Origin of the sequence: Enterococcus sp. M190262 (genome assembly GCF_005843965.1) — a bacterium.
In the GTDB taxonomy this organism is placed as follows: domain Bacteria; phylum Bacillota; class Bacilli; order Lactobacillales; family Enterococcaceae; genus Enterococcus_D; species Enterococcus_D gallinarum.
In genome coordinates, this window is record NZ_CP040461.1 from 622,443 (window position 1) to 646,685 (window position 24,243).

At 43.0% G+C, this 24,243-nt stretch carries 21 protein-coding genes; all 21 read right to left on the reverse strand.

Going from position 1 to position 24,243, the window contains the following annotated elements; genetic code table 11:
- Positions 1-296: 296 nt before the first annotated feature.
- Positions 297-1,262: a LacI family DNA-binding transcriptional regulator gene (locus tag FE005_RS02735; protein WP_003128108.1), complete on the reverse strand. Its 966-nt coding sequence runs from the start codon at positions 1,260-1,262 to the stop codon at positions 297-299.
- Positions 1,263-1,274: 12 nt separating this feature from the next.
- Positions 1,275-4,556: a cellobiose phosphorylase gene (locus tag FE005_RS02740; RefSeq protein WP_138371291.1), complete on the reverse strand. Its 3,282-nt coding sequence runs from the start codon at positions 4,554-4,556 to the stop codon at positions 1,275-1,277.
- 16 nt (positions 4,557-4,572) lie between these two features.
- Positions 4,573-6,723 (reverse strand): glycoside hydrolase family 3 N-terminal domain-containing protein, encoded by a 2,151-nt coding sequence (locus tag FE005_RS02745; protein WP_029486280.1) that lies wholly within the window; start codon positions 6,721-6,723, stop codon positions 4,573-4,575.
- A gap of 13 nt (positions 6,724-6,736) precedes the next feature.
- The gene (locus FE005_RS02750; protein WP_138371292.1) at positions 6,737-7,504 is read right to left on the reverse strand and encodes an endonuclease/exonuclease/phosphatase family protein; all 768 of its coding nucleotides are present in this window, start codon (positions 7,502-7,504) and stop codon (positions 6,737-6,739) included.
- Between the two features lie 4 nt (positions 7,505-7,508).
- Positions 7,509-8,432, reverse strand: coding sequence for an acetylxylan esterase (locus tag FE005_RS02755; RefSeq protein WP_005470078.1), 924 nt, complete (start codon positions 8,430-8,432; stop codon positions 7,509-7,511).
- A complete protein-coding gene (locus FE005_RS02760; RefSeq protein ID WP_060813249.1) occupies positions 8,419-9,027 on the reverse strand; it encodes a hypothetical protein in 609 nt (202 codons plus the stop codon). The genes FE005_RS02755 and FE005_RS02760 overlap by 14 nt, the downstream gene beginning before the upstream one ends.
- Positions 9,028-9,133: 106 nt before the next feature.
- Complete coding sequence (locus FE005_RS02765; protein ID WP_138371293.1) at positions 9,134-9,373, reverse strand: hypothetical protein; 240 nt, start codon at positions 9,371-9,373, stop codon at positions 9,134-9,136.
- Positions 9,374-9,388: 15 nt separating this feature from the next.
- Positions 9,389-10,990 carry a sugar ABC transporter substrate-binding protein gene (locus FE005_RS02770; RefSeq protein ID WP_138371294.1) on the reverse strand — a complete coding sequence of 534 codons (1,602 nt, stop codon included), beginning with the start codon at positions 10,988-10,990 and terminating at the stop codon, positions 9,389-9,391.
- Between the two features lie 14 nt (positions 10,991-11,004).
- The gene (locus FE005_RS02775) at positions 11,005-11,886 is read right to left on the reverse strand and encodes a carbohydrate ABC transporter permease (protein WP_021150594.1); all 882 of its coding nucleotides are present in this window, start codon (positions 11,884-11,886) and stop codon (positions 11,005-11,007) included.
- Between the two features lie 13 nt (positions 11,887-11,899).
- Entirely contained in the window at positions 11,900-12,811 is a 912-nt protein-coding gene (locus tag FE005_RS02780) for a sugar ABC transporter permease (protein ID WP_138371295.1), read from the reverse strand.
- A gap of 350 nt (positions 12,812-13,161) precedes the next feature.
- Positions 13,162-14,172 carry a Holliday junction branch migration DNA helicase RuvB gene (gene ruvB / locus FE005_RS02785; protein WP_003128097.1) on the reverse strand — a complete coding sequence of 337 codons (1,011 nt, stop codon included), beginning with the start codon at positions 14,170-14,172 and terminating at the stop codon, positions 13,162-13,164.
- A 12-nt stretch (positions 14,173-14,184) separates the two neighbouring features.
- Entirely contained in the window at positions 14,185-14,775 is a 591-nt protein-coding gene (gene ruvA / locus FE005_RS02790) for a Holliday junction branch migration protein RuvA (protein ID WP_003128096.1), read from the reverse strand.
- 94 nt (positions 14,776-14,869) lie between these two features.
- A complete protein-coding gene (gene msrB / locus FE005_RS02795; protein WP_060813252.1) occupies positions 14,870-15,304 on the reverse strand; it encodes a peptide-methionine (R)-S-oxide reductase MsrB in 435 nt (144 codons plus the stop codon).
- A 70-nt stretch (positions 15,305-15,374) separates the two neighbouring features.
- Complete coding sequence (locus tag FE005_RS02800; RefSeq protein ID WP_113849110.1) at positions 15,375-15,773, reverse strand: GFA family protein; 399 nt, start codon at positions 15,771-15,773, stop codon at positions 15,375-15,377.
- Entirely contained in the window at positions 15,770-16,336 is a 567-nt protein-coding gene (locus FE005_RS02805) for a nucleoside triphosphate pyrophosphatase (RefSeq protein WP_096710885.1), read from the reverse strand. The genes FE005_RS02800 and FE005_RS02805 overlap by 4 nt, the downstream gene beginning before the upstream one ends.
- A complete protein-coding gene (mutL, locus tag FE005_RS02810) occupies positions 16,333-18,465 on the reverse strand; it encodes a DNA mismatch repair endonuclease MutL (RefSeq protein ID WP_138371296.1) in 2,133 nt (710 codons plus the stop codon). The genes FE005_RS02805 and mutL overlap by 4 nt, the downstream gene beginning before the upstream one ends.
- A gap of 15 nt (positions 18,466-18,480) precedes the next feature.
- Positions 18,481-21,027, reverse strand: a complete 2,547-nt coding sequence (gene mutS / locus FE005_RS02815) for a DNA mismatch repair protein MutS (protein ID WP_060813256.1) — start codon at positions 21,025-21,027, stop codon at positions 18,481-18,483.
- Positions 21,011-21,400, reverse strand: a complete 390-nt coding sequence (locus FE005_RS02820) for a YlbF family regulator (protein ID WP_081131192.1) — start codon at positions 21,398-21,400, stop codon at positions 21,011-21,013. The genes mutS and FE005_RS02820 overlap by 17 nt, the downstream gene beginning before the upstream one ends.
- 4 nt (positions 21,401-21,404) lie before the next feature.
- Positions 21,405-22,202, reverse strand: coding sequence for a TIGR00282 family metallophosphoesterase (locus FE005_RS02825; protein WP_138371297.1), 798 nt, complete (start codon positions 22,200-22,202; stop codon positions 21,405-21,407).
- A gap of 194 nt (positions 22,203-22,396) precedes the next feature.
- Complete coding sequence (gene pepT / locus FE005_RS02830; RefSeq protein WP_103300796.1) at positions 22,397-23,602, reverse strand: peptidase T; 1,206 nt, start codon at positions 23,600-23,602, stop codon at positions 22,397-22,399.
- Positions 23,603-23,631: 29 nt separating this feature from the next.
- The gene (mgsA, locus tag FE005_RS02835; protein WP_138371298.1) at positions 23,632-24,054 is read right to left on the reverse strand and encodes a methylglyoxal synthase; all 423 of its coding nucleotides are present in this window, start codon (positions 24,052-24,054) and stop codon (positions 23,632-23,634) included.
- Between the last annotated feature and the right edge of the window lie 189 nt (positions 24,055-24,243).

Genomic DNA, 24,243 nt, shown 5'->3' on the forward strand with positions numbered 1-24,243 from the left:
AATTAATCTATTATCCGAATTATTTGTACTTGATGCCCCTATTTAGAAATCGCTAACATTATTTATATTTCATAGAATTAATAATGTTATAACGAATAATAATTCACTGTATTTTCTAAAATAAAATAACTCAAAGTATAATAACCGAAAAAAATTTTATAATTTTTTCTAAACAACATTAGAAAAATAATACAATCATAAAAAATAAAATAACTATTAATCTAATTTAACAGTATGTATTTTTATTTCCGTGCGCAAAAAAAGCACCAAACAGTCCTCTGTTTGGTGCTTCATTTTCAATTATTTGGAAAAGAACGTCCATCAATAAATGTTGTATAGATATGCTCGTCCTCTACTTGCTCTCCTTGAATCGATTTGACGATTTTCTCTGAAGCAATCATTCCCCAACGATGCTTCGAGTAAGAAATTGTCGACAACCGCGGCTGTATAAACGCCCCTAATTCTGTATTGTCAAAACCAATGATGCGGATATCTTCTCCGATTTTTAAGTCTGTTTTACGTACATACTTATAAACCCCGATGGCCATTTCATCGTTTAAGGCAAAGATATCGATTGGTCTTAGCGGATTTTTTGCTAAAATTTCTTCTGCTCCCCGATACCCTGAGGGTTCAGTAAAATCACCAGCTATTACATCATAGGAAATGCCAAATCGGGTAAGCTCTTTGATACTGGCTTCTAACCGTTCTTGACTATCATAACTTTTTTCAGGACCAGCAAGTAAAAATACATGTTGGCTGCCACCTGAAATCAATTTATCAATAGCCAGTGCCGCACCGCCTTTATTATCCAAAAGGACTTGATGGATATTTTCATGATCGAGGATCCGATCTAGTACAACGATTTGATGTCCCCGCTGAGCATACCGCTCAATTTCCTCTGAAGGAAAAGTCCAATCTAAAATGATGGCTCCATCGATCATACGCTCTGGTATAAACAAATGGGATTTTTTGCCGCTGCAAACAATCATTTCGTAACCAAAAGTCTCGAGACTTTTTTTAATCCCGTCTAGCAACTCTCCATAGAAACTCCCCGCGTAGTCTGCGAGGTATACGCCAATGATGTTCGTTTGTCTGCGCTTCAGTGTACGAGCAGCCATGTTCGGAACATAATTCAAGTCACGAGCAATCGCTTGGATACGGGCGCGCGTCTCCTCCGTCACTTTAGGGCTGCCGTTCAAAGCATAGGATACAGTGGAAATAGACACACCGGCTTTTTTAGCAATATCTTTGATCCCTACCATGGCTCCTCCTTTCTATCGATAAATATCGATATGATTTATTTCCTTATTGAACAGCGGCAGTACTGCTGATTTGTCTAAACAAAAGGCCCCTTTTCGATAGCTGTTTTTTGCTAGTGTATAGTCTACCGGTTGGCCATTTATCAATACCTGTTCTTTTGACGCTTCGTGAAAATGGATCTTAACCGGTTGATCAAAGACCCGGTAGGTCATCGTTAAGTCAGATAACTCAGTTGGCAAGACAGGATCAAGGAACAAATCATCTGCCATTTCGCGAATGCCCAAGACATTGCTGATCAATTGATTCAAATAGATACCTGGTCCGCTTGAGTACACGCGCCAACCGCCTTTTACACCGACGCTTCCATCTCTAAGTTTACCAAAATTCTCTTGGGCTTCAAGCCTTGTTTTGAAATCGCCGTCAGAGCTGCTGAAATAGACATTGGCTTGTCGCAGTTCTGCATTTGGCACGCGTTCTTGCAACTGAATAGGATTGATGACCCCTAAAGCATGCCAAGTTTCTTCTTTTTGTCCCAATTTGGCCATTGCTTCAGTAAAACGGATGTGGGCATGAACATATTGCAACCCGATTTCCCGACCAAAGTTCGCTGCTTGCTCTGCACGTTTGAAATTCGTACTGACCCCACCATGATAAGCCGCTGGACGATTCATCAAGCGAACGCCATCTGGATGTTGCAAGTGTTCTTTGATGATGCCTAAATGGTGCTCGGCTTCGTCCGGAGAAAGTAATTCACCGATCATGCTTTGCTGCATCGGCAACAATCGGTACTGAATCCCTGTCTTTTTGTCTTCTGGATGGATCATCAATTCCACATGTTCAGGGTCTTCCATATAAACAAATCCTGGGATGGTTCCTGAGGACAAAATGTATTTATCAAAATCTGTACGAATGCCGCTGACGATGGTTTGTAAATGATCAGCATAATTTGGATCATAGTCTTTCAGCTGTGCCGCTAGTTTCTTCATCACTTCATAAGTTAATGCAACTGTCCAACTGCTGGCCATCTGCTTTTTCAATTTGCTATTGTTTGGCTGCAGGGTATCATCCCAGTCCCCATCCCCATAACATGAAAGATACGTACCTTCCAAGAAATTCGCTTCGATATATGCAATCTCTTTCTGTAAATGATCATAAAGAGAAGCAGTTTGACTTGTCTTTAAGAACGTTTCGCGATCTGTATAAGGTATTTGCGTTTCTAAAATCGCGAAGTCCTTCGTTTTTTCCAAGTAATCGCTGACGACTTTCATTGGCCACACAATCACATCTCCATGACTTTCGTCGGCTTTTTGTTTTTCGTAGCGGTCAAACATAAACCATTGTGGCCAATTGCCATCGTCGGCAAATTGATTGGCAAAGAGGTGTTTGATGATCGACGCAACGATCTCTGGACGATTGACTGCTAAGAAAAATTCTGTTGGTCCTTGTGAGACATCTCTGGTCCCCCAAGCAGCACCGCCATACTGTTCCAAACCATGAGGAGACAAATAATGGACCAGCATGTTGTGCGTGTACCACCGAGAGAGCAAATTAAGAGTTTGGACTTCTGCTTGCTCATGGGTCAATTCAAATTGATTCAGCAGTGAATCAATGAACGTCACATATTTTGCTTCTTCTTGCTGCTTAGAAGACTCTTGTTCTCGGTAAGGATCTCCGGTCAACGTTCCTTGAATCTTAAGGGTAACTTCTGACTGATCCGCAAATGTCAGAACAGTTAGTGCGCCATCACTGTTTTCTTGTAAGAACAAGGAATCATCTGTCACATCAAAAGGCTGATCCGCCTGCAGATAATAAGTTAATTCTGGATACGCTTCTTTTACTGGTGACGTAGTCCCGCTTGTGATCACTACTTGCTGCTCTTTTTTCACAACCGCTGTCGGTGCTTCTTCATCTGGTCCCATCAAAAACTGGTTGCTGATGGCCCATGAATAAGCCTTTTTGCTATGGATCGTCGTTCGGATCTCACGGCTGTCAAGCAGTGTATACGTCGTGACCGTGATCAAATCATCTGCTGTTTTGTAATACCACGTTGCAGAGTTCAGCCCCATCTCGAACGCAGATGGCATCGTCAATAAGCGCCACATATCCTGTTCTTTCAAGTAGATCCGCTGTCCTGATCGTTTCATGACATTCAACGCATTACGGCTGTTACTCAATAATTTATTCATTGACGTATTCCCTAGAACGATCTGCGAATTGAAGATACCGTACATATAAACCGTCGTACTAAGCAACGGCTGATCTACCACTAGATCACTGCCACTCAGCAATATATGCCCATGAGCCCGTTCCATGGCACTTTCTTTTTCCTTCAACACAACGTGACGGTAGTTTTCGGTAAAAAATGAATACATTTGGCCATCGATTCGTTCCATTGCTTCCTGTTTTGGAAATAGCGCGGAAATATCTGCTTCTGACAAGGTCTCTCCAGTCAATGCTGCTCCGAGTTGTTTTGCCGGAAGTAGCTGTGTCGTCAATGACTCAAAAGTCAATTTTTGAAACTGTTCCTTCAGAGAAGGGCGGTCGAATTGCGGACCGGATACTGCTTGTGGCTGATCTGCCTTGACAGCACTATAAAAAATGACTTCTGTTGTTTCGTCAGATAGCTGATAAGACTCGGACTGCAAAGCAATGTAGGCAAATTCATATTGATACACTTCATTCGCTAATGTTTCGTGCGCTAAGGCTTGCGGCAAATTAGTCACCTTGTATGTTCTGCCAAAAAATTGATACCCATCTGTTGAATAACTCCGCAAGGGTTGGAAACTTCCTTGTTCGACTAATGGAAATTTGCCGGATTGCGGTTGATTTTGACGAGAAGAGACGACGATCGTTCCGTTATCCTGAGTCACGTGGTGATCCAGATATTGAGAAACATACGCTTCATTGGACTGAACTGCTCCTTTTAGTGCATTGCCTATATCTTGACCATAAATGATATCTGCTTTTCCAGAACCCGTTAACTGGATTCGCCAAAACCAGCAATCTTCTGCCAGTTGCAAGTCCACTTGATAATGAACGTCCAAAAACTCTCCTGACCAAGACAACTGCTGTCGGGAATACCCAAACTTACTGGCTGAATTAGAACCGACCATCGGTGTCCAACGAATCCCTTCTGATGTATAGACTCGCAGATACAATTGATTCAAACTGCCGTCTAACGGATTGCCATTTAGTTGATTGATCATCATGCCATTGCTATCTATTTCATACAGATCCCCGGTTTTCAAAAACCTCAGGCGTGTCTGATTCTTTTCAAGAGTAATATATTGTGTCATATAAACCTTCCTATCCTTATCTTACGAATTTGAATGTAGCCATCTGCAGATCGCGACTGTTGCTGCCGACCATGGCTTGGAATGTGCCAGCATCACTGGATGTTTCCTGATTGCTGTGGACGTAACGCAACATATCTTCCGTAATTGAAAAAGTTACTTCTTTGGTTTCCCCTGGTTCTAACCATACTTTTTGGAATCCTTTTAATTCTTTGATTGGTCGGACAACTTCACCAACGAGGTCTCGCAGATATAACTGGACGGTTTCTTCACCAGCAAAGTCGCTATTATTCTTGATCTGAAGGGATACTGTCAGTGTCTCTTCAGCAGACAGTTGTGATTTATCTAAACTTAACTCACTATACTGAGCCTCGTGATAGCTCAAACCGAAACCAAAAGGATATTTTGCATAGTTGGAGACATCCAAATATTTCGAGACATATTTTTCATCAGGTGCACTTTCATAAGGACGACCGGTAGTTTCAGTATTGTAATAAACAGGTACTTGACCGACTGTTTCTGGGAAAGACATACTCAAACGGCCGCTTGGATTGTATTGTCCCCATAAAAGATTTGCTAATGCGTGACCACCTTCTGTTCCAGGGAACCATGCTTCAACGATGGCTTTTGCTTCATCAATGCCTTGAAGATCTAATGGACGACCATTATACAAGGTCACAACGAGTTGCTCATTGACTGCCTGCAATTGTTTGAATAATGCTAACTGCGCTTCAGGCAAGCGAATATCGCTGCGGCTCGCTGCTTCTCCGCTCATCCAGTCTTGTTCACCTAGTGCGAGAACCACTTTATCTGCTTGTTTAGCTAATGTAACAGCTTCATTGATCGCTGCTTCTGTTGGCGCAAAATAATCGAATGGTTCTTTTCCATAAAGAATGTTCTCTGAAACTGCTTTGCTCCCTTCGATCAATGAAACGGCTTCTTCTTGTTTCCCTTGCCATGACCATGCACCTAAAATATCTTTAGAGTGAGCCGCTGGTCCAATGATCGCGACCGTCTCCGTTGATTTAAATGGTAAGATGTTCTCATTCTTCAATAAAACCATTGATTTTTGAGCGATTTCTCTCGCGGCTGTACGATGTTCTTGCGAAAGTACGACCCTAGCTTCAGCAGCTTCATCTGCCCCACGATGAGGATTTTCAAAAAGACCAAGATCATTTTTAAGGGTCAAGATCCGCAATACCGCTTCATCCAATAACTCTTCCGCAACAGCGCCTTCTTCGATCAATTCTTTCAAATAATCGTTGTAGCAAGTCGTCATCATTTCAATATCGACGCCTGCTTTGATCGCTAATTCTGCCGCCTGTTTCTCATCCTCTGCTGCGCCATGGGCAATGATTTCTTTGACCGCACCCCAGTCAGAGATCACTACGCCATCAAAACCAAATTCTTTTCGCAACACATCACGGAACAACCAGCGATTCGCTGTAGCCGGAATCCCATCTACCGTATTAAAGGAAGTCATCACCAATTTTGCCCCAGCTGCTAGTGCGGCTTGGTAGCCTGGTAAGTAACTTTCCCGCAATTGACGCTCAGACATATTGACTGTGTTGTAATCACGACCGCCAATTGCTGCGCCATACGCCGCGAAATGCTTCACACAAGCGGCAACCCGTTCAAAATCATTGGTCAAATCTTCTCCTTGGTAGCCTTTCACAAAAGCCTCCGCAAGTCGACTGTTCAAGTAGGGATCTTCTCCGGTAGATTCCATCACTCGTCCCCAACGAGGGTCTCGGACTAAGTCCACCATTGGCGAGAACGTCACATGGAGCCCAGACACAGCGGCTTCTCTAGCTGAAATTTCGGCCATTTGTTCCGCAGCATTCAGATCCCACGAACTACCTAGAGCCAATGGAATCGGGAAGATTGTTCGAAACCCATGGATAATATCTGCCATTAGAATCGTCGGGATCTGCAGGCGATTGTTTTTGATGTATTCTTGTTGTACTCGGATCGCTTCTTTGGCACCGGAAACGCCTAGCGTTGTTCCAGCGTTGTTGATGGTTTCTTGGGTCAGTCCCAGATCACTCATCGGTCCGGTTTTTTCTTCCGCTTTGTCTGAATAAAACGCAGCAGCCAGTTGCAATAATTGATCGATTTTTTCATCGATAGTCATTTGTTCAAGTAAGTGCGTCAATTTTGTCTTTTCCATTTTTGTTCCACCTTTATCGTTCATCGAATCGGAGATCTGCTTCCAACGGGAAATGATCGGAAGGAAACCGTCCGTCACAAGAATCCGTCAAACACCCGGTTTTAATGATTCGAAATCCTTTAGTATAAATATAATCAATTTCTTCTAACTGGTTCCATGGGAGTTGATAGTCAAAATTTTGATAGGAACCTCTGGGACCGTAATGTCTTTTTTCATTTTGTTCTTTTGCGTTAACAAAAATCGTTTGCAGGGATTCATGGACGCGTTCAACTGCTTCTGCATTGAGATCCCCCATTAGTAAAACGGGTAAAGTGGCGATTTTATCCGCTAACCGTTCCAAGATGACTTTCATCCCTTCAAAACGGGCGATTTCTGAAATATTGTCCAGATGCGTATCGATGACTAGAAAGTCATGTCCTTTTCTATCTCTTAGTACCGTCCACAAACACAGACGCAAGTATTCCGCTTCTGGATGAATACTTGGCACATCAGGTGTCAGAGATAACCAAAATGAGCCTGAATCTACTTTAGAAAACATCGTCTGCTTATAATAGATCCCGATACCTTCTCCTGTTCCATCGCCGTCTCGTTCAGCAGTTACCGACTCGTAATCAGTCAATCTTGCTAAATCAGCGACTTGCGTCGGCCGGACTTCTTGTACGCACAAAATATCCCAATCATGATAATCGATCAATGCCAATACTTTGTCCGCACGATAAGACCATTGCCACTCTTTATCGTAATCCGTATCCACACGTAAATTGTAAGTTGCCACTTTCATTTCTTCATATCCTTTTTAACAATTTTTGGATCTGTTGCATTTCTTTTCGAATCTGTTTGGCTTCACCGCCGCCATGCCCTTTGTTTAAATACACAGTTAATTGTTTTGGGGTTGAGATTCGATGATAACTGACAAAAAAATCGGTCATTGGGCAGATAGGATCCTGGCTCCCTACTGAAGCAAAGACAGGGCCAGTGATTTTTGCTGCCAGATTTTTCAAATCATAGTAGGCCATTTGGTAATAGATGGTCTCCTTGCTATCTGGAAAGGTATCGATATATTCTTGCATCACATGATAGCTCCCAGTTCTGCTTTCGATGCGGTGAGAAATATTCGAGTGACTAGGAACATCTGCAAAAGTCGCAAAGATTGGCGTTTCAGCCAGCGCATTGACAATTAATGCAATCCCGCCGCCTTGTGACCCGCCTCTTAAAATCACTCGTTCAGAATCAATCTCCGGCAGCTCTGCTGCGACCTCTAGCAGGCGAAGACTATCTGCAATCATGCGTTTCATATAAAAATCTTCTTTTTTTAAAATTCCTCGACCAAACGGTGCCTCATGTTGCGTCGTTTCATAAGGATGTGTATCTTTCGTACGGCCGCCTTGCCCGCGATTATCGATCACCAAGCAGGCACAATCAATCAATGCCCAGTGGGCAAACTGAAAGGGTTCCTGTAGGTGATTCATATAACCTAAATAATCGATGACGATTGGAAGTTGGCTCTTATTTTTCGGAACTAAAAGATAGCCGTAAATCGTTTCATTGTATAAACTTTGGAAATTGACCTGATAGACATCGATTCCTGTCAGCAATGCTGGTTGTTGCTTTCGTTCAAACGCTAATGGAATCTGTTTGATTTCTTGTTTGACTTGTCGCCAAAAACGGTCGATTTCCTCCTGAGATGGTTCATTTCTAATTGATTTCATTGACGTCACCCTCTTTTGCCCACACCTTATGAAAGAACAGTACTTGCAGATAAGCGAATCCTGAAATACCTAAACATACGAATAAGAAAAAATTGATCTTATTCAGCAATAGAAATACGAATACTGGAATCACTAGCAAGATAATCGCATTTGCGGTACTGCTCAACACCGCATAGGCAGTTTCGTGTGCGGTTTGTTTGACTGTGGAAGAAAACAAACAAAACAGTAGGACAAACACCGTCAAGAATAAACCAGCTAAACTGCTGAGTATCACTGCCAACACCCCAAGATAAGTGGTGATTCCCATCAATCCATAAATGATCGCCGCGGTGACAGCAACATACCCCACGATGATCCCTTCAAGTACGATTCCACGTTTGATATTTGCTAGAAAAGCTCGACTATACCGTTGCCAAACTGGAACATCTTTTTCTTGGTAAAGTTGATCGATGGTTTGATACAAGGCGATCAAGGCTGGTCCTGTCAGTACAATCGTGACCGCAGGAACAAGGAACAAAAAACTTAATAGGATCATATCCGCGGCAAAGGAAAAGACACGATAGTACCATCCTTCATAAGAGAAAATTTGTTTCATCTCCACTCACCTGCTCCCTTTCTAGTTTCAATCCTACTGATTTCTTGTTGTTTTCTTACTCATCTCTTGTTTATTATCCTTTTGCTAAAGTAGTAAAAAGATCCTTTTACATATACTTTTGTTGGTACTTTTCTACATCTGCTCGTCTACGCTGCGCTTCGCCTACAGTTGCTTCTAGGCTGGCGCCAAGAAGAACTTGCATGTCTTGCTCCGCAAGCCAATCGCAGTGTTTCAAAGCACCGAGTAGGTACTTTTCTACATCTGCTCTGCCTTGCTTTGCAAGCCAATCGCAGTGTTTCAAAGCAAAAAGAGGAAAGGTCGTTGGGTCTCGCTTTCCTCTTTTCATCCTTTCTATAACTGATTATTTAAGTTTTTCGCGGTTTTCTGCCATTTTTTCAGATTTGACTTCTTTGATTGCATCCCAATTGTTGGAATCTAAGAAACTTTCAAAATCAGACAGTGTTGAATCAAACGTTTTTTCATCTTTTGAACGAATCAAGGAGATGACTGTGCTATTTAGTTTTGTTTTGATCGAATTATTGGAACGAGCTTCTGCAGTCCCAGCATCTGGATCTGTGTTCTCAATAACAAAGTGCGGATAAAGTTTTCCTTCGCCCCATTCTTGCATTTGGGTTAATGCGCTCTCTGTTTCTACTTTCAATGCATTGACGCGGTCATTGTTGAAGTAGTTGAAGCGACTGATACCATATTTCTTGTTGTACCCTTCGTTATCTGTTTTCTCCATTTCTTTTACTTCAGGTAAGTAATCGATTTTGCCTTCGTCATTGTATTCATAAGTGACGCCTTCAACACCGAATTTCGTCAAGATTTGTCCTGGTTCATCGATCAAGTAAGTGAATAGTTGAGTGACTTTTGCTGGATCAACTGCATCTTTTGTGATGTAGTTGATCAACCAGCCTGAGATACCGGTTTGATTCAATGTTGGTTTCCGGCCTGATGTGCTGGCTGGTCCATCAATAGCAATATAGCGAGTATCAGAATTCTTCATAAATTCAGTAAAGTTGCCGCCTTGACCACTGGTTCCTGCAACAAGCATCGTTGCATATTTCCCTTGTTTCACTTTTTCATCATAGGTCGGACCGTCATCTGTAAAGCTGTCATCACTGATGTTGCCTTCACGGTATACTTTGTTGAATGTTTTCAACCAATTGATATATTCTTCATCTAAGTTGCGGTCATAGTAATTACCAGATTCATCTTCTAATGGAACACCTAAGAAGTCTTGTAATTTATCTAAGAAAGGACCTGCTGTGTCACCGACAGTCGTGAAGCCCATTGGTGTTAGATCAGGATATTTCTCTTTGATTTGATCCATTACTTTGACAAAATTTTCTGGTTTAGAAATGTCTGGTTTGCCAAGTGCTTCATAGACATCTTCACGAATGACGAAGTTATCATTTACCGGAATATTGCCGCTTTCATAATCGGCTGCTGTATTCGAATAGTTTGGATAGCCATATGTTTTGCCATCGTCTAATGCAAACCAATTGAAGGTATCTTCTGTTACGACATCCAATAGGTAAGGATCATATTTTTTCGCTAGATCATTCAATGAGTAAGCCCAGCTATCTGCTTTAGTGGCTGCTTGACTGGTTTTGTCCATCAATGTCACGATGTCTGGCATATCGCCACTTGAAATAAGTGCATTCAACTTCGAGTCGTCTCCGGAAATAAATTCGATATCGATATTTAAATCTTTCTTGATCTGTGCGGTGGTAACATCTTCCCCAAAAGGTAATGCCGTCCAGTCTGAGTTGATGTACCAAGTGATTTTAGTTGGTTCTTTTTTGGTATCAAGTTTCCATGCTGGTGTTTTCTCATCAAGCTCATAACGATCTTTGATCGAAAAATCTGAGCTGCTAGCGTCATCCGAGCTGCCGCCACATGCTGCTAAGCTAAGTAATGCTGTTGCTGCCAATAAACTGCCTAATACTTTTTTCATACTGATCCCTCTTTCTATTCTTTTACCGCACCGGCCATCATACCGCCGATGAAGTGTTTTTGAAGTAATGGATAGATAATCAAAATTGGTACAGTCGTGATAACGATAGTAGCCAATTGCACCCCGCGGGTCGTTGCCTGCACGACAAAGTCGGTACTACCGCTTTCGGTCATCGTGCTTAAGTTGGACTGCACAATGATTTCATAGATCTTCATTTGCAGCGGATAGAGATATTCTTTGGTGATGTACAATTTTGTGGTCATAAAGTCGTTCCATTGTCCGACACCATTGAACAATATGATGGTAGCTAATGCTGGTTTCGTTAATGGTAGGAAAATCTTGTAAAAAATTTGAAATTCGCTGGCCCCATCGATTTTCGCCGATTCTTCCAAAGAAGGAGGAATCTCACGGAAAAAGTTCATCAAGATAACGACGTCATAATAGCTGAATAACGCTGGAATGATATAGACCCAAAATGAATCTAGTAACCCTAACGATTTGATCAGCAAATAGGTTGGGATCATCCCCCCGCCGAAGTACATCGTAATGACTCCTAGCGTGGTGTAGATATTCCGGCCGATCAGCCGTGATTTACTGAGTCCGTATGCCACAACGGCACAAAACAGTGTATGTGTCACTGCCCCGATCAATGTTTTCAGTACAGAGATCAAAAATGCCCGTGGGATACTGTCATCGGAAAATACTTTCCGGTAATTCTCCCAAGTAAATCCCCGCGGCCATAAAACGAGACCGTTTTCAGCCAACCCTGAACTAGAAGATACCGATGAGACTAAGATATTCCAGATTGGAATAATGATCAGCAGCGAAAACAGAACGAGGATCACTGTGTTAAAGAAATAAAACCATTTGTTCTCTTGTGTTCTTCTTTTTATCACTTGGTCACCCCTCCTATAAGATAACTGAATTGCCATTGTTCAATTTGCGTGTCACACGATCGGTGATGACTAGAAGAATGACAGAAATGATTGCTATTCCCAAGCCAACCGCTGTTGCATATGAGAAATCGCCTTGTGTCAGACCCATTTTATAAACGAATGAGTTGATGACTTCCGATTTGTTTTGGTTTTGTGAATTCATCAAAACCAATGTCTGGTCTAAATTAGATCCTAAGATACCGCTCACATTTAGGATCAGATTCAATGAAATGATCGGCGTCAAAAGTGGTAATGTGATTGTCCGAATCTGCGTCAACTTGGTGGCGCCATCGATTCTGGCCGCTTCATAAAAAGTTGGATCGATACGAGACATTCCTGCAAGATATAAAATCGTTCCCCATCCTACTTCTTTCCAAAGGTCAGATAAAACAGCGATCCACCAATATCTATCAGGATCCAACAAATGATTGACACCTTTATCCATCATTCCTAAAGACATCGGGACCTGGTTGATAAACCCATTGGTCGACAGCCATGAAATCATCATACCGCCTAGGACAATCCAAGAAAAAAAGTGAGGGATATACGAAACGGTTTGAATAAATTTCTTCAATTTTCCGTCCCGCATCTCAAAAATCATAATGGCGAGAATAATTGGAATCGCAAAGCCTAAGCCTAACTTCATCATACTGATTGCTAACGTATTCCCAACTGCTTCCCAGAAAAAACTGTCGTGTAAAATAATTCGGAAATTCTCTAACCCTACCCATGGTGCGGAGGAAATCGTATCAATGACCGTATAATTCTTAAAAGCAATAATGATTCCATAAATTGGAATATAATTAAATACGATCATGAATGCCACGCCTGGTAGTACCATCCAATGCAGTTGCCGCTGCCGGTATATCTCTTTCAGCTTACTCATACGCAAAAACCCTTTCTGTTATCGTCTCAACGCTCATCCTATCTTTTTCTTTTTAGTGAAACGTTTCTACGAGTTGATTATAAATCGCGCTAGAAAGAAATGCAAGCCTTTACATCATTAAAGTTTTATCATTTTTCATTATCTCATTTTTAATGACTTACATGTCCTTTAAAGATATTTTTCACAAACAAAACCCTTTAATAACAAGGTTATCCGCTACACTAAATCACTTATTTTTGTTTTTCTACAGCTCTTGCAACCGTTTCTTGCGTTGTTTCTTTTCTCGAAGCAACTAATTTTAGAACACGAACGACAGAAAAACGTTTCACTAAACTATAAAAAAAAGAGCTTTACAGCTCTTCAAAATGATTTTCATAGCCAAAATGGGTATAAGCAAGTGTGGTAGCGATCCGTCCACGTGGTGTTCGTTTCAAAAACCCTCTCTGAATCAAGTAAGGCTCATACATATCTTCCACGGTCTCTGTTTCTTCGCCGATGTTTACAGATAATGTGCTGAGGCCCACAGGCCCTCCACCATACAACTCGATCATCGTTCGAATCAGCTTCTGATCCACATAATCTAAACCAGCATGATCGACTTGCAAAAGCAGCAAAGCTTTATCTGCGATTTGGCGGTCAATGATTCCATTCGCTTGCACTTGCGCGAAGTCTCGAACACGTTTCAGCAAGCGGTTAGCGATCCGTGGCGTTCCTCGAGATCGTCGAGCAATCTCAAATGCCCCTTCTTCCACGATCTCCGTCTGAAAAATATCCGCTGAACGTAAGACGATTTCTTTTAAGTCTTGGTCTTCATAATATTCCATATGAGAAATGATCCCAAATCGATCCCGTAATGGTGCAGAAAGCATCCCTGCCCTAGTCGTAGCTCCTACTAGGGTGAATGGCGGCAACGGGAAATGGACCGGATGCGCAGTTGTTCCTTGGCCAACCATGATGTCCACGAAGAAATCTTCCATTGCAGAATAGAGCATTTCTTCGGCAACTCGCGGCAAACGATGGATCTCATCAATAAACAAGACATCCCCCGGCTGCAATTCATTCAAAATCGCAATCAAGTCTCCCGGCTTTTCGATAGCAGGTCCACTAGTCGTCTTGATGTTGACCGCCATTTCATTGGCGATGACCATCGCCATTGTCGTCTTTCCTAATCCAGGTGGTCCGTAAAGCAGCACATGATCCAATGCTTCTTCCCGATTTTTGGCTGCTTGAATGTAGATCGACAACTCTTCTTTTACTTTATTTTGACCGATATATTGCGCGAGAAACTGCGGACGCAATGATTTTTCGATCAATTCTTCTGTTTCATTCGTTTCCGGTGAAACAATCCGTTCATCCGTCACCTAACTCGCTCCTTATTTTTTCATCATCAATTTTAATGCTTCTCGTAAGTATTCATCTGTTGATTTAGTCGTATTAGGCGCTAAATATTTCTCGGCTTTCTTGATTTCTTTTTCACTATAGCCTAATGCTTTCAAAGCTGCCATCGCTTCGTCCAACGCGGTATTCGCCACAGTGACTGGTGCCGTTGGCTCTTCACCGACTAATTCTGCGACTTTTCCTTTTAAGTCCAATATCATTTGCTGTGCTGTTTTTTTGCCAACACCTGGGAATTTGGTTAAATAAGTGACATCTCCGTTTTCGACAGCTGTGATCAATCCCGCATGGTCTTCATTCGCCATAATTGCCAATGCACTTTTAGGACCGATCCCAGAGACGCTGATCAGTTTTAAAAATAATTGCTTTCCTTCTAATGTAGAAAACCCGTATAAACTATGGGCATCTTCTCTAATTACTTGATGCAGATAAATCTTCACTTCTTGATTCAGCTTGCCGCTGAACGCATACGGATTGCCGAATGCCACTTGATAACCGATACCGTGCGTTTCAACAACGATATACGCCGGAAAGATATCCGTGACTTTTCCAATAATATATTCGTACATAACCGTTCCTTTCTATACATCTAGCTGTACATATGTTCCCTTTATTGTAGCATAGACTGAAAGACAAAAAAAGAAGCAAGCGAAGCTTGCTCCTTTACTCAACAAGAGAAGTATATTCTCCATATCCTTGCTCAACCATTTCTTCCAATGGGACGAATCGCAAGGCTGCGGAATTGATGCAGTAGCGCAACCCGCCTTTGTCTTGCGGGCCGTCTGAAAAAACATGTCCTAGATGGGAATCTGCTTCTTTACTGCGGACTTCGACACGGTGCATGCCATGAGAGAAATCTGCTTTCTCTTTGATTTCTTTGCGGTCGATGGGCTTCGAAAAAGAAGGCCAGCCACAACCAGCATCATACTTATCTGTCGAAGCGAATAGCGGTTCGCCGCTGACGATATCCACATAGATCCCTTTTTCATAAAAATCATCATAAGTCCCTGTAAAAGGACGTTCGGTCGCATTTTCTTGTGTGACCGCATATTCGATCGGTGACAATTTCGCTTTCAAATCTTCTTTTGATTCTGACATTTTTCTCACCTGCTTTCTTCTCTTATCTTGCCTTTTTTCCAATCGTTTGTAAACGAACTTGCTTCTTTGCTTAAGAAGAGGGCAGTTCTGGCCACCTTCTGGTTCTTTCAGCAAAATGATAAAACAGCGGCTGGTCTTTCGTATAGATTTCTTCTGTGAAAACTGCTTCTGTCAATTCTTGAAACAAACCAGTGGCAAAGAAGAATTCTGCCGTCTCCTGTGCATAATAAAATAAGCTAGAGCCACACTGGCGGCAAAATCCCCTTTGCGCCCAATTAGAAGAGTTATACCGTTGAATCAAGGATTCGCCAGTAAATGTGATTTGATCACGGGAACAAGCGGCCAACGCTAAAAAAGGACCACCATGAAATTTCTGACACATTGAGCAATGACAAGCAGTCACTTGGGGATGAACCTCCGTTAGCTCAATCGTAACTTGACCACAAAGACACCTGCCGGATAGATTCATTTTTCCAGCTCCTCCGGAAATTCTTTTAATAACTTGGCAACCGTATTAACAGGGAAGCCAACGATCGTATAAAAATCCCCTTGGATCGCTTCAACAAACACTTTTGCTGCTCCTTGGATCCCATAGCCCCCGGCTTTATCTTGATATTCCCCAGTTTTCAGATACTCGGTAATCATTTGCTCCGTCAACAGACTAAAGGAGACTTGTGCAGAAACCAATTTTTCTCGTCGTTTTTCTTGTTTTTGTAAAACGACCGCAGTATGGACCCAATGAGTCTTTCCACTCATCTTCTGCAACATCCGTCTGGCATCTGCTTCATCAACAGGTTTGCCGAAAATCTCCTGGCCAACCACTACGGTAGTGTCACTGGCGATCACAAGATCTGTGGGAAAGCAGGCTGTGACAGCTGCTGCCTTTTCCCGCGCCATTCGCTGCACATACTCCTCTGGTGCCTCTCCAAATACCACAGACTCATCGATATCTGCCGGCTGTATCTGAAAAGATGGGACCAATTCCGCTAATAATTCTTTTCGCCGTGGCGATTGAGAAGCTAAGACAATCATTCCATTCCACTCCTTGCACGATGCGGATCTTGGATCCGTTTAAACATTCGCTCCATATCACTATTGGTAAAATGAATCAATACCGGACGTCCATGAGGACAATTGAAGGGATTCTCACACTTTGCAAGATCCGCCAACAGGATTCGTGCTTGCGCCTCATTTAGATAATGATTGGCTTTGATCGAACGTTTGCAGCTCATCATGATCGCTGTTGCTTCCCTGAATTTCTTGACGCTGACTGAACCTGTCTCTAAAAGCATGTCGATCATTTCTCGAATGATGCTTTCTTCTTCTCCTGCTGGGTACCAAGTGGGATGCGCCCTTACAATAAAGCTGTTCGCCCCAAACTCCTCCAAATGGATCCCAACTTCTTGTAATTTTTCAGTTTGTTCCTTCAACTTAATCGCATCATTATTGGGATAATCTAAGACGATCGGTACCAATAATTCTTGCAAATCGTCGCTCACTTCTCCGATTTTTTCCCGAAAATATTCATATTTGATCCGTTCTTGGGCCGCATGCTGGTCCACGATATAAAGTCCTTCGTCGCTTTGAGCAAACAGGTACGTCCCATGCATCTGTCCGAAATATTCTAAATGAGGGAAACGTTGCTTGGCAGGCGTTTCTTCTAACAAACGATCCACATATTTCGTATAGTTTTTCTGTCCGGCATGCAGTTCAGGATGCAGCCGTTCTTGCGCCTGCTCTTCGATTAACGACAAGTCCTGCTGACTAGCATCCTCGAGAACAGACGCTGCTGGTTGATCAACTTCTTGGACAATCTCTGTCACAGGTACTGTCGCAGCAAAGGGATCTCGCAACGTTTTATTGGGCAGTGTTTCTTCCAGACTATCGAAAACTGCTTGATTTTCCACAGAATATGCCGAAGACTCCGGAGCCTTTTCCCTTTGCTCCGCGCTTTCTGGAAGTTTTCCACCTTCCTCCACAGGGTTTTCCACAAAGTTATCCACAGTCTGTTGATAACCTGATGACGCCACTTGAAACTTTCCTGTCTCGCGGTTGAAAGTTAATCCCGAAGAAGTCGTAGGACTCGTTCCCAGATCCAGTTTCGTTTGTTCCACAGGTTCAGTGGTCACTTTTTTCTTAAAACGAAGATTATCGGCGGCATTCGGAATCAAATTCTCTTCTCGCAAACTGTCATTGATCGATTTACTGATCAATTTGGTCAGTTCTTCTTCTTTTGATAAACGTACTTCTTGTTTAGTGGGGTGAACATTGACATCGACTAATAATGGATCCATCGTGATCTCCAGGACCGCAATCGGGAATCGTCCCACCATCAATTTTGAGCCATATCCAGCAACGATTGCTTTATTCAAGGCAAAATTCCGAATGTATCGTCCATTGATGATCGTGGATAGATAATTACGGCTAGCCCGGGTCACTTCAGGCAACGAGACATAACCAGTCAGCTTAAAATCAAGATCTTCACTGTTGATAGCTAACATTTTTTTAGCAGTCTCAACACCATAGATCCCGGCGATGGTTTGTTTCAAATCCCCGCTACCAGTAGTAGTCAGCATTTTATTGCCTTCATGGACCAAGCGAAAAGCAACTTCCGGGTGACTCAATGCAATACGGTTCACGATATCGCCGATATTGGCCAATTCTGTCTGCAATGTTTTGACATATTTCAAGCGCGCTGGCGTATTATAAAAAAGGTTTTCTACAGTGATCTTCGTTCCTTGCCGCAAGTTCGCTGGTATATGTTCTTCCACGGTGCCTCCCTTCAACCGAAGGAATGAGCCTTGGGAAGCATCTTTGACAGCTGTTTCGATTGTTAAAATCGAGACTGAGGCAATACTTGGCAATGCCTCACCGCGAAAGCCAAGTGTCCGTATCCGAAACAAGTCATCGCGGTTATGGATCTTACTGGTGGCATGGCGCTTGAAGGCCGTAACGACATCTTCTTCGGCAATCCCCTCGCCATTATCGATCACCTGGATTTTGCGTAGACCGGCTTCTTCAATGAAGATATCGATCTGTGTGCTGCCGGCATCCACTGCATTTTCCACAAGTTCTTTGACAACAGAGGCTGGCCGTTCCACGACTTCACCGGCAGCGATTTGATTCGCTAGACGTTCAGATAATTCTTGGATCTTGCCCATCTGTTTTCCTTCTTTCTAGATTCGTTTTTGCAATTCATAAAGCTTATTTAACGCATCCATTGGGGTCATTTCTAAGAGATTCAGTTTTTTCAACTGATCGATGACGCCAACTTCTTCTGTGGACACCTCGCTAAACAATGAAAGCTGTTGTGTTTCTTCTATCACAGGCTTTTCGATCGTTGGTTCATGTTCTTCCAGAGCTTTCAAGATCGTTGCCGCCCGTTGTAGTAATCCGCTAGGCAGTCCTGCAATTTTCGCCACATGGATTCCGTAGCTCTTGTCTGCCGGACCTTCCATCATTTTATGCAGGAAGACAACTTCACCGTCTTTTTCTACCGCTCCTACATGAATGTTCCGCAGACGCAGTAATTCTTCGTCCAATATGGTCAGTTCGTGATAATGGGTCGAAAAAAGGGTCTTCGCTTTGACTTCTTTATGGATATATTCAATGATGGCTTGAGCAAGTGCCATCCCATCATAGGTGGCTGTTCCACGCCCTAATTCATCGAATAGGATCAAACTGTTTGGTGTGGCATGACGCAACGCCTGATTGGCTTCCATCATCTCGACCATGAATGTACTTTGTCCAGCAATCAAGTCATCGCTGGCACCGATTCGGGTAAAGATGCGGTCAAAAATCGGCATTTCTGCTGATTGCGCAGGAACAAAACAACCGATTTGAGCCATAATCACTAACAGTGCCAATTGCCGCATATACGTACTCTTACCAGACATATTCGGTCCGGTGATCAGTAAAATATCGGTGTCTTCATGCATCACGATGCTATTAGGAATATATTCTTGGTGCCCCAGCACTTTTTCCACAACGGGATGACGCCCATCGATGATATTCAAGGAGCGCTCTTTTTTCAAAACTGGCCGTACATATTGATAGCGTTCAGCAATTGTCGCAAAACTTTGTAACACATCGACTGCACTAATGGCTTTGGCTAATTTCTGCAAGCGAAGGATACTTTTTTTCACTTCTTCTCGTACTTCCAAGAACAATTGGTATTCCAGATCCACCGATTTTTCTTCCGCTTCTAAAATCACTGTTTCCAGCTTCTTTAATTCAGGTGAAATAAAACGCTCCGCATTAGCGAGGGTCTGTTTTCGTTCATAACGACCTTCTTCGAGACCAGCCAGATTGGCTTTGGTGATTTCGATGTAATAACCAAAAACACGGTTGAAGCCCACTTTTAAATTCTTGATACCTGTTTCTTGGCGTTCTTTGGCTTCTAACTCAGCTAGCCACTGCTTGCCGTTGCGCATCGCTTCCCGATACTTGTCTAGTTGTTCGTGAAAGCCATCTTTGATGACATTTCCTTCAGTGATCTGCAGCGGTGCGTCTTCATCGATGGCGCTATCGATCAATGCCACTAACTCATCCAGTGGCTCCAATTCGATCAACAGGTCATTCCACTCTCCACGATTGATGCCTTTGATCAACTGGGCGATCAGAGGAACTTGCTGCAAAGAAGATTTCAGCTGCAGAAGATCCCGTCCATTGACATTGCCAAAGGCAACTCGCCCAACTAAGCGCTCCATGTCATATACTTTTGTCAGTGCGTCTTGTAAGTCTGCTCGTTCAAAAAAGCTGTCCAACAATGATTGAACCATTTCTTGACGTGCAAAGATCTTCTTTGGTTGGATCAAAGGACGATCCAACCACTGCTTCAATAAACGGGCACCCATTGCTGTTTTGGTTTCATCTAATAACCATAAGAGTGTTCCATGCTTTTTGCCAGTTCGAATGGATCGACTCAATTCGAGATTGAACTTTGAGTAATAGTCCATTTTCAAAGAATGATCTGGTTGATATTCTACTGCTTGCTGGATGTGAGCCAAGCTGCGTTTTTGGGTGATTGCGAGATAACTCAATAATTTTCCAGTGACCGTCTTTTCATCTTCAGGCAATCCGCTAGTCAAAAAACGGAATTCAGCATTTTCTTCATATGTCTCTTGTTTTGAAAAAACAACACTCAAGCGAGTGGTCAACAGTTCTTTAAGGGAGTCAGGAACTTCGCTGCACAAAACGACTTCCTTGGTTTGCAAAGCAGCGGCCTCATTCAATACCGCATCCTCGTCTTCTAAAAGCGCGGTCTTTAACTCACCGGTACTCAAGTCTGCATAAGCAAAACTGTAACCTTGCGTCGTTTTCATCACAGCCGTCAAGAAGTTATTATCTTTGGCGGACAGCCCTTTGCTATCCATCACTGTCCCTGGAGTGATCAATTGAACGACTTCCCGTTTGACCATTCCTTTGGTGGTTTTGGGATCTTCGACTTGTTCACAGATGGCGACTTTATAGCCTTGTTCGATCAACGTATCAATGTAATTACTGGCGGCATGATAAGGGACTCCGCACATTGGGATCGGTTCTTCCGCATTTTTGTTGCGGCTTGTCAATGTCAGCTCCAAGATTTGTGCAGCTTTGATCGCATCTTCATTGAACAGTTCATAGAAATCTCCCAGACGATAGAACAAAAAAGCATCTTGGTATTGTGCCTTGATGCTTAAATATTGTTCCATCATAGGAGTGTTTTTAGTTTTTTGAGGCATGAGCATCTTCCTCCTCGATGGCTTTATTCACTTGCTTTTGGATTTCTGTTGTGACGTAGTGCAGCAATTCATCTGCTTCCTGAAGTGCCGCACGATAGGCGATCACGAGTGGATGCTGATCATATTGTTGGGTCAACTCAGCCACTCGTCGCAAAGCATCCTTTTTTGCTTCCGGTTTATCATAATGTTCATACTGAACGATTTCTTTTTGGGTTTGCTTGATTGCTTCTTCTAACTCCAGCAGCTTTTGATTCTTTTGCGCCCGTTGTTGAATCCTTTGAAACTCTTGTACTACCGGGTGTTGTGCTAATAATTGCCGCAATGCAGCCAATTCTTGTGCTACTGCTGTTTCTTTTTCTAGTGGGTCCATGATTCTCCTATTCTGTAAAAGGCCGGTCTTCGCTGATTTGGATTGGACGAATCGATTTGGTTTTTCCAGTTTGTTCATCGATCTCGATCAGACAAGCGGACAAAATACTGCGTCCGTTCTCGATCACTTCAAAGCGTTGCGGCAATGCCGTCAAGAATTTTTCGATGATAGGTTCTCGTTTCATCCCTAAAATCCCATCATAAGGACCAGTCATTCCTACATCTGACAAATAAGCCGTTCCTTGTGGCAAAATTCGGGCATCATTGGTTTGTACGTGGGTGTGTGTGCCGACGACTGCAGAAACTCGTCCGTCTAGATACCAGCCCATGGCTTGTTTCTCACTCGTTGTCTCACCATGAAAATCAACAAAGATAAATGGTGTACGCTTGCGGGCGATAGTCACCAACTCATCCATTTTACGAAAAGGGTCATCAATGTCGACCATGAAAGAGCGTGCTTGCATATTGATGACTGCTAATTCGATCGCATTGACTTTCACAAAGACCATTCCTGTACCAGGAGTCCCTTCTGGAAAATTTGCCGGACGAATCATTTTTTTTGCATCACCAATAAATTCAAAAATATCTCGATTATCCCATGTATGATTTCCTAGTGTGATCACATCGACGCCATCTTGAAGAAATTTCTTATAAATTTTCCCCGTGATCCCCCGACCCGCAGCTGCATTCTCGCCATTTGCGATCGTCACTTGCGGCCGATAGGCTTTCTTCAATTTTGGTAAATACTCTGTCAAGGTATTTCTCCCTAACGATCCAACCACATCTCCAATAAATAATACCCGCACACTTTTTCCTCTTCTCTTTTAACATCTTTCTTTATTATAAGTGTTTTCCTTGAGAAAAAAAAGAGCTATTCCATAACAGCAAACAACCTTAAACTACAGGAATTCCTTCCTACCGACTGCTCTTGTTGCTCTTCTAGGACCCTTTAGAAAATAAAACACTCTCCAAACAACGTTGGTCGTTTGGAGAGTCATCATTATTCAGCAACACGTTTCACGATCGCAACGATTAAGTCCCGCGCCTTTGCCATCGCTTCAACAGTGATAAATTCATATTGACCGTGGAAATTCTCGCCGCCGGTAAATAGATTAGGGGTTGGGATCCCTTTGTAAGTGATTTTGGACCCATCTGTGCCGCCGCGAAAAGGGGCTTCGATCGGTGTGATCCCTAAGTCTTTCATTGCTTGACGAGCAATGATAACACTTTGAGGATTTTCTTTGATTCGGTCGCCCATATTGTAGTATTGATCATACAGCTGATAGGTGATCCGCTCACCATAGTACTCATTCAACTTTTCAATGATCTGCACCATCTTCTCCTTGCGCTTTTGGAAAAGCGTTTGATCGTGATCACGAATGATGTAGGAGAGTTCTGCTTGCCCGATATGTCCAGCAAGATTGTGAAGCAAGTAAAAGCCTTGATAGTCTTTTGTTTTTTCCGGGACTTCTGCTTGCGGCAGTGCCGCATCGATCTGGTTGGCGATCTTTAATGCATTGACGAGACGACCATAAGCCGTCCCAGGATGGACGCTTGTTCCGTTGATTTGGATATCGATCCGCGCAGCATTAAAGGTTTCATACTCCATATGTCCCACACGACCACTGTCCATTGTATAAGCAAAAGCCACTGGGAAATCGGCTGGGTCAAATAGATCCGCCCCTTTCCCAATTTCTTCATCCGGACCAAAAGCGATCCAGACATCTCCCCGTTCTTGTGGATCAATCGTTTGTAAAATCCGCAATGCATCGATGATCTCAGCAATCCCGGCTTTATCGTCTGCACCTAGGAGCGTCGTTCCATCTGTAGTGATCAACGTCTCACCTATGTAGTCTTTGAGGTTAGGAAACTCAGCGACTGTCATCATGATCCCCAACGGCTCATTGAGGCAAACGTCTTTGCCATCATAATTTTCATGGATCTGGGGTTGGATGTTTTCGGCTGCAAAATCAGCGGTGTCTACATGTGCGATAAATCCGACAGCCGTTTTGTCCGGATTTCCTGCAAGACGTCCGATCACAAAGCTATTCTTTTCATGGTACAACACATCGTTAAGCCCCATAGACTGCAATTGATCCCGTAGTAAAAGTGCCAGCTCAACTTGTCCAGGGGTAGTAGGAATTGTTTGGCTGCTTGCATCGGAACGGGTATTGATTTTGGCATAACGCAAAAAATCGGCGATCATTGGTTTGTCCTTCACTTTCGTCACTTCCTTCAAAAAGATAATGGTCGATGGTCCGTTTCATGGATGATCTGTCGGAAATCTGCAAATCCTGCATCTAATCCTCGGAGCAGCATTTCTGCTGTACCGATATTCGTAGCCAACGGGATTTCATAAACATCTGACAGACGGATCAATGCGGTCACATCCGGCTCATGTGGTTGCGCTGCCAAAGGATCGCGCAAAAAAATCACCATATCCAACGCATCCTCCGAAATCATCGCCCCAATTTGTTGATCGCCTCCTAAAGGACCAGACTTATAGCGATGAACGGATAGTCCCGTAGCTTCTTGGATTCGTTTCCCTGTTGTTCCTGTGGCATATAATTGATGCTGTGCCAAGATTTCGCGATAAGCGATGACCATCTTCACCATCAATTCTTTTTTGCGGTCATGGGCTATCAATGCTATTTTCATCTTCACTCCTCCTCTTTTTTTCCATTGTACCAATACTTACTGAAAAAAAGAAACTGTGCTCCCAAGAATCAGACATTGCCTAATCTTTCACAGAGCTTCCATCATAGAATCAACCGGATCCCTTAGTAAAATAGGTAGGCTGCCACCTTAAGAAGGGGCACCGAAGGAAATCCTTCTGGCAATTTGCGG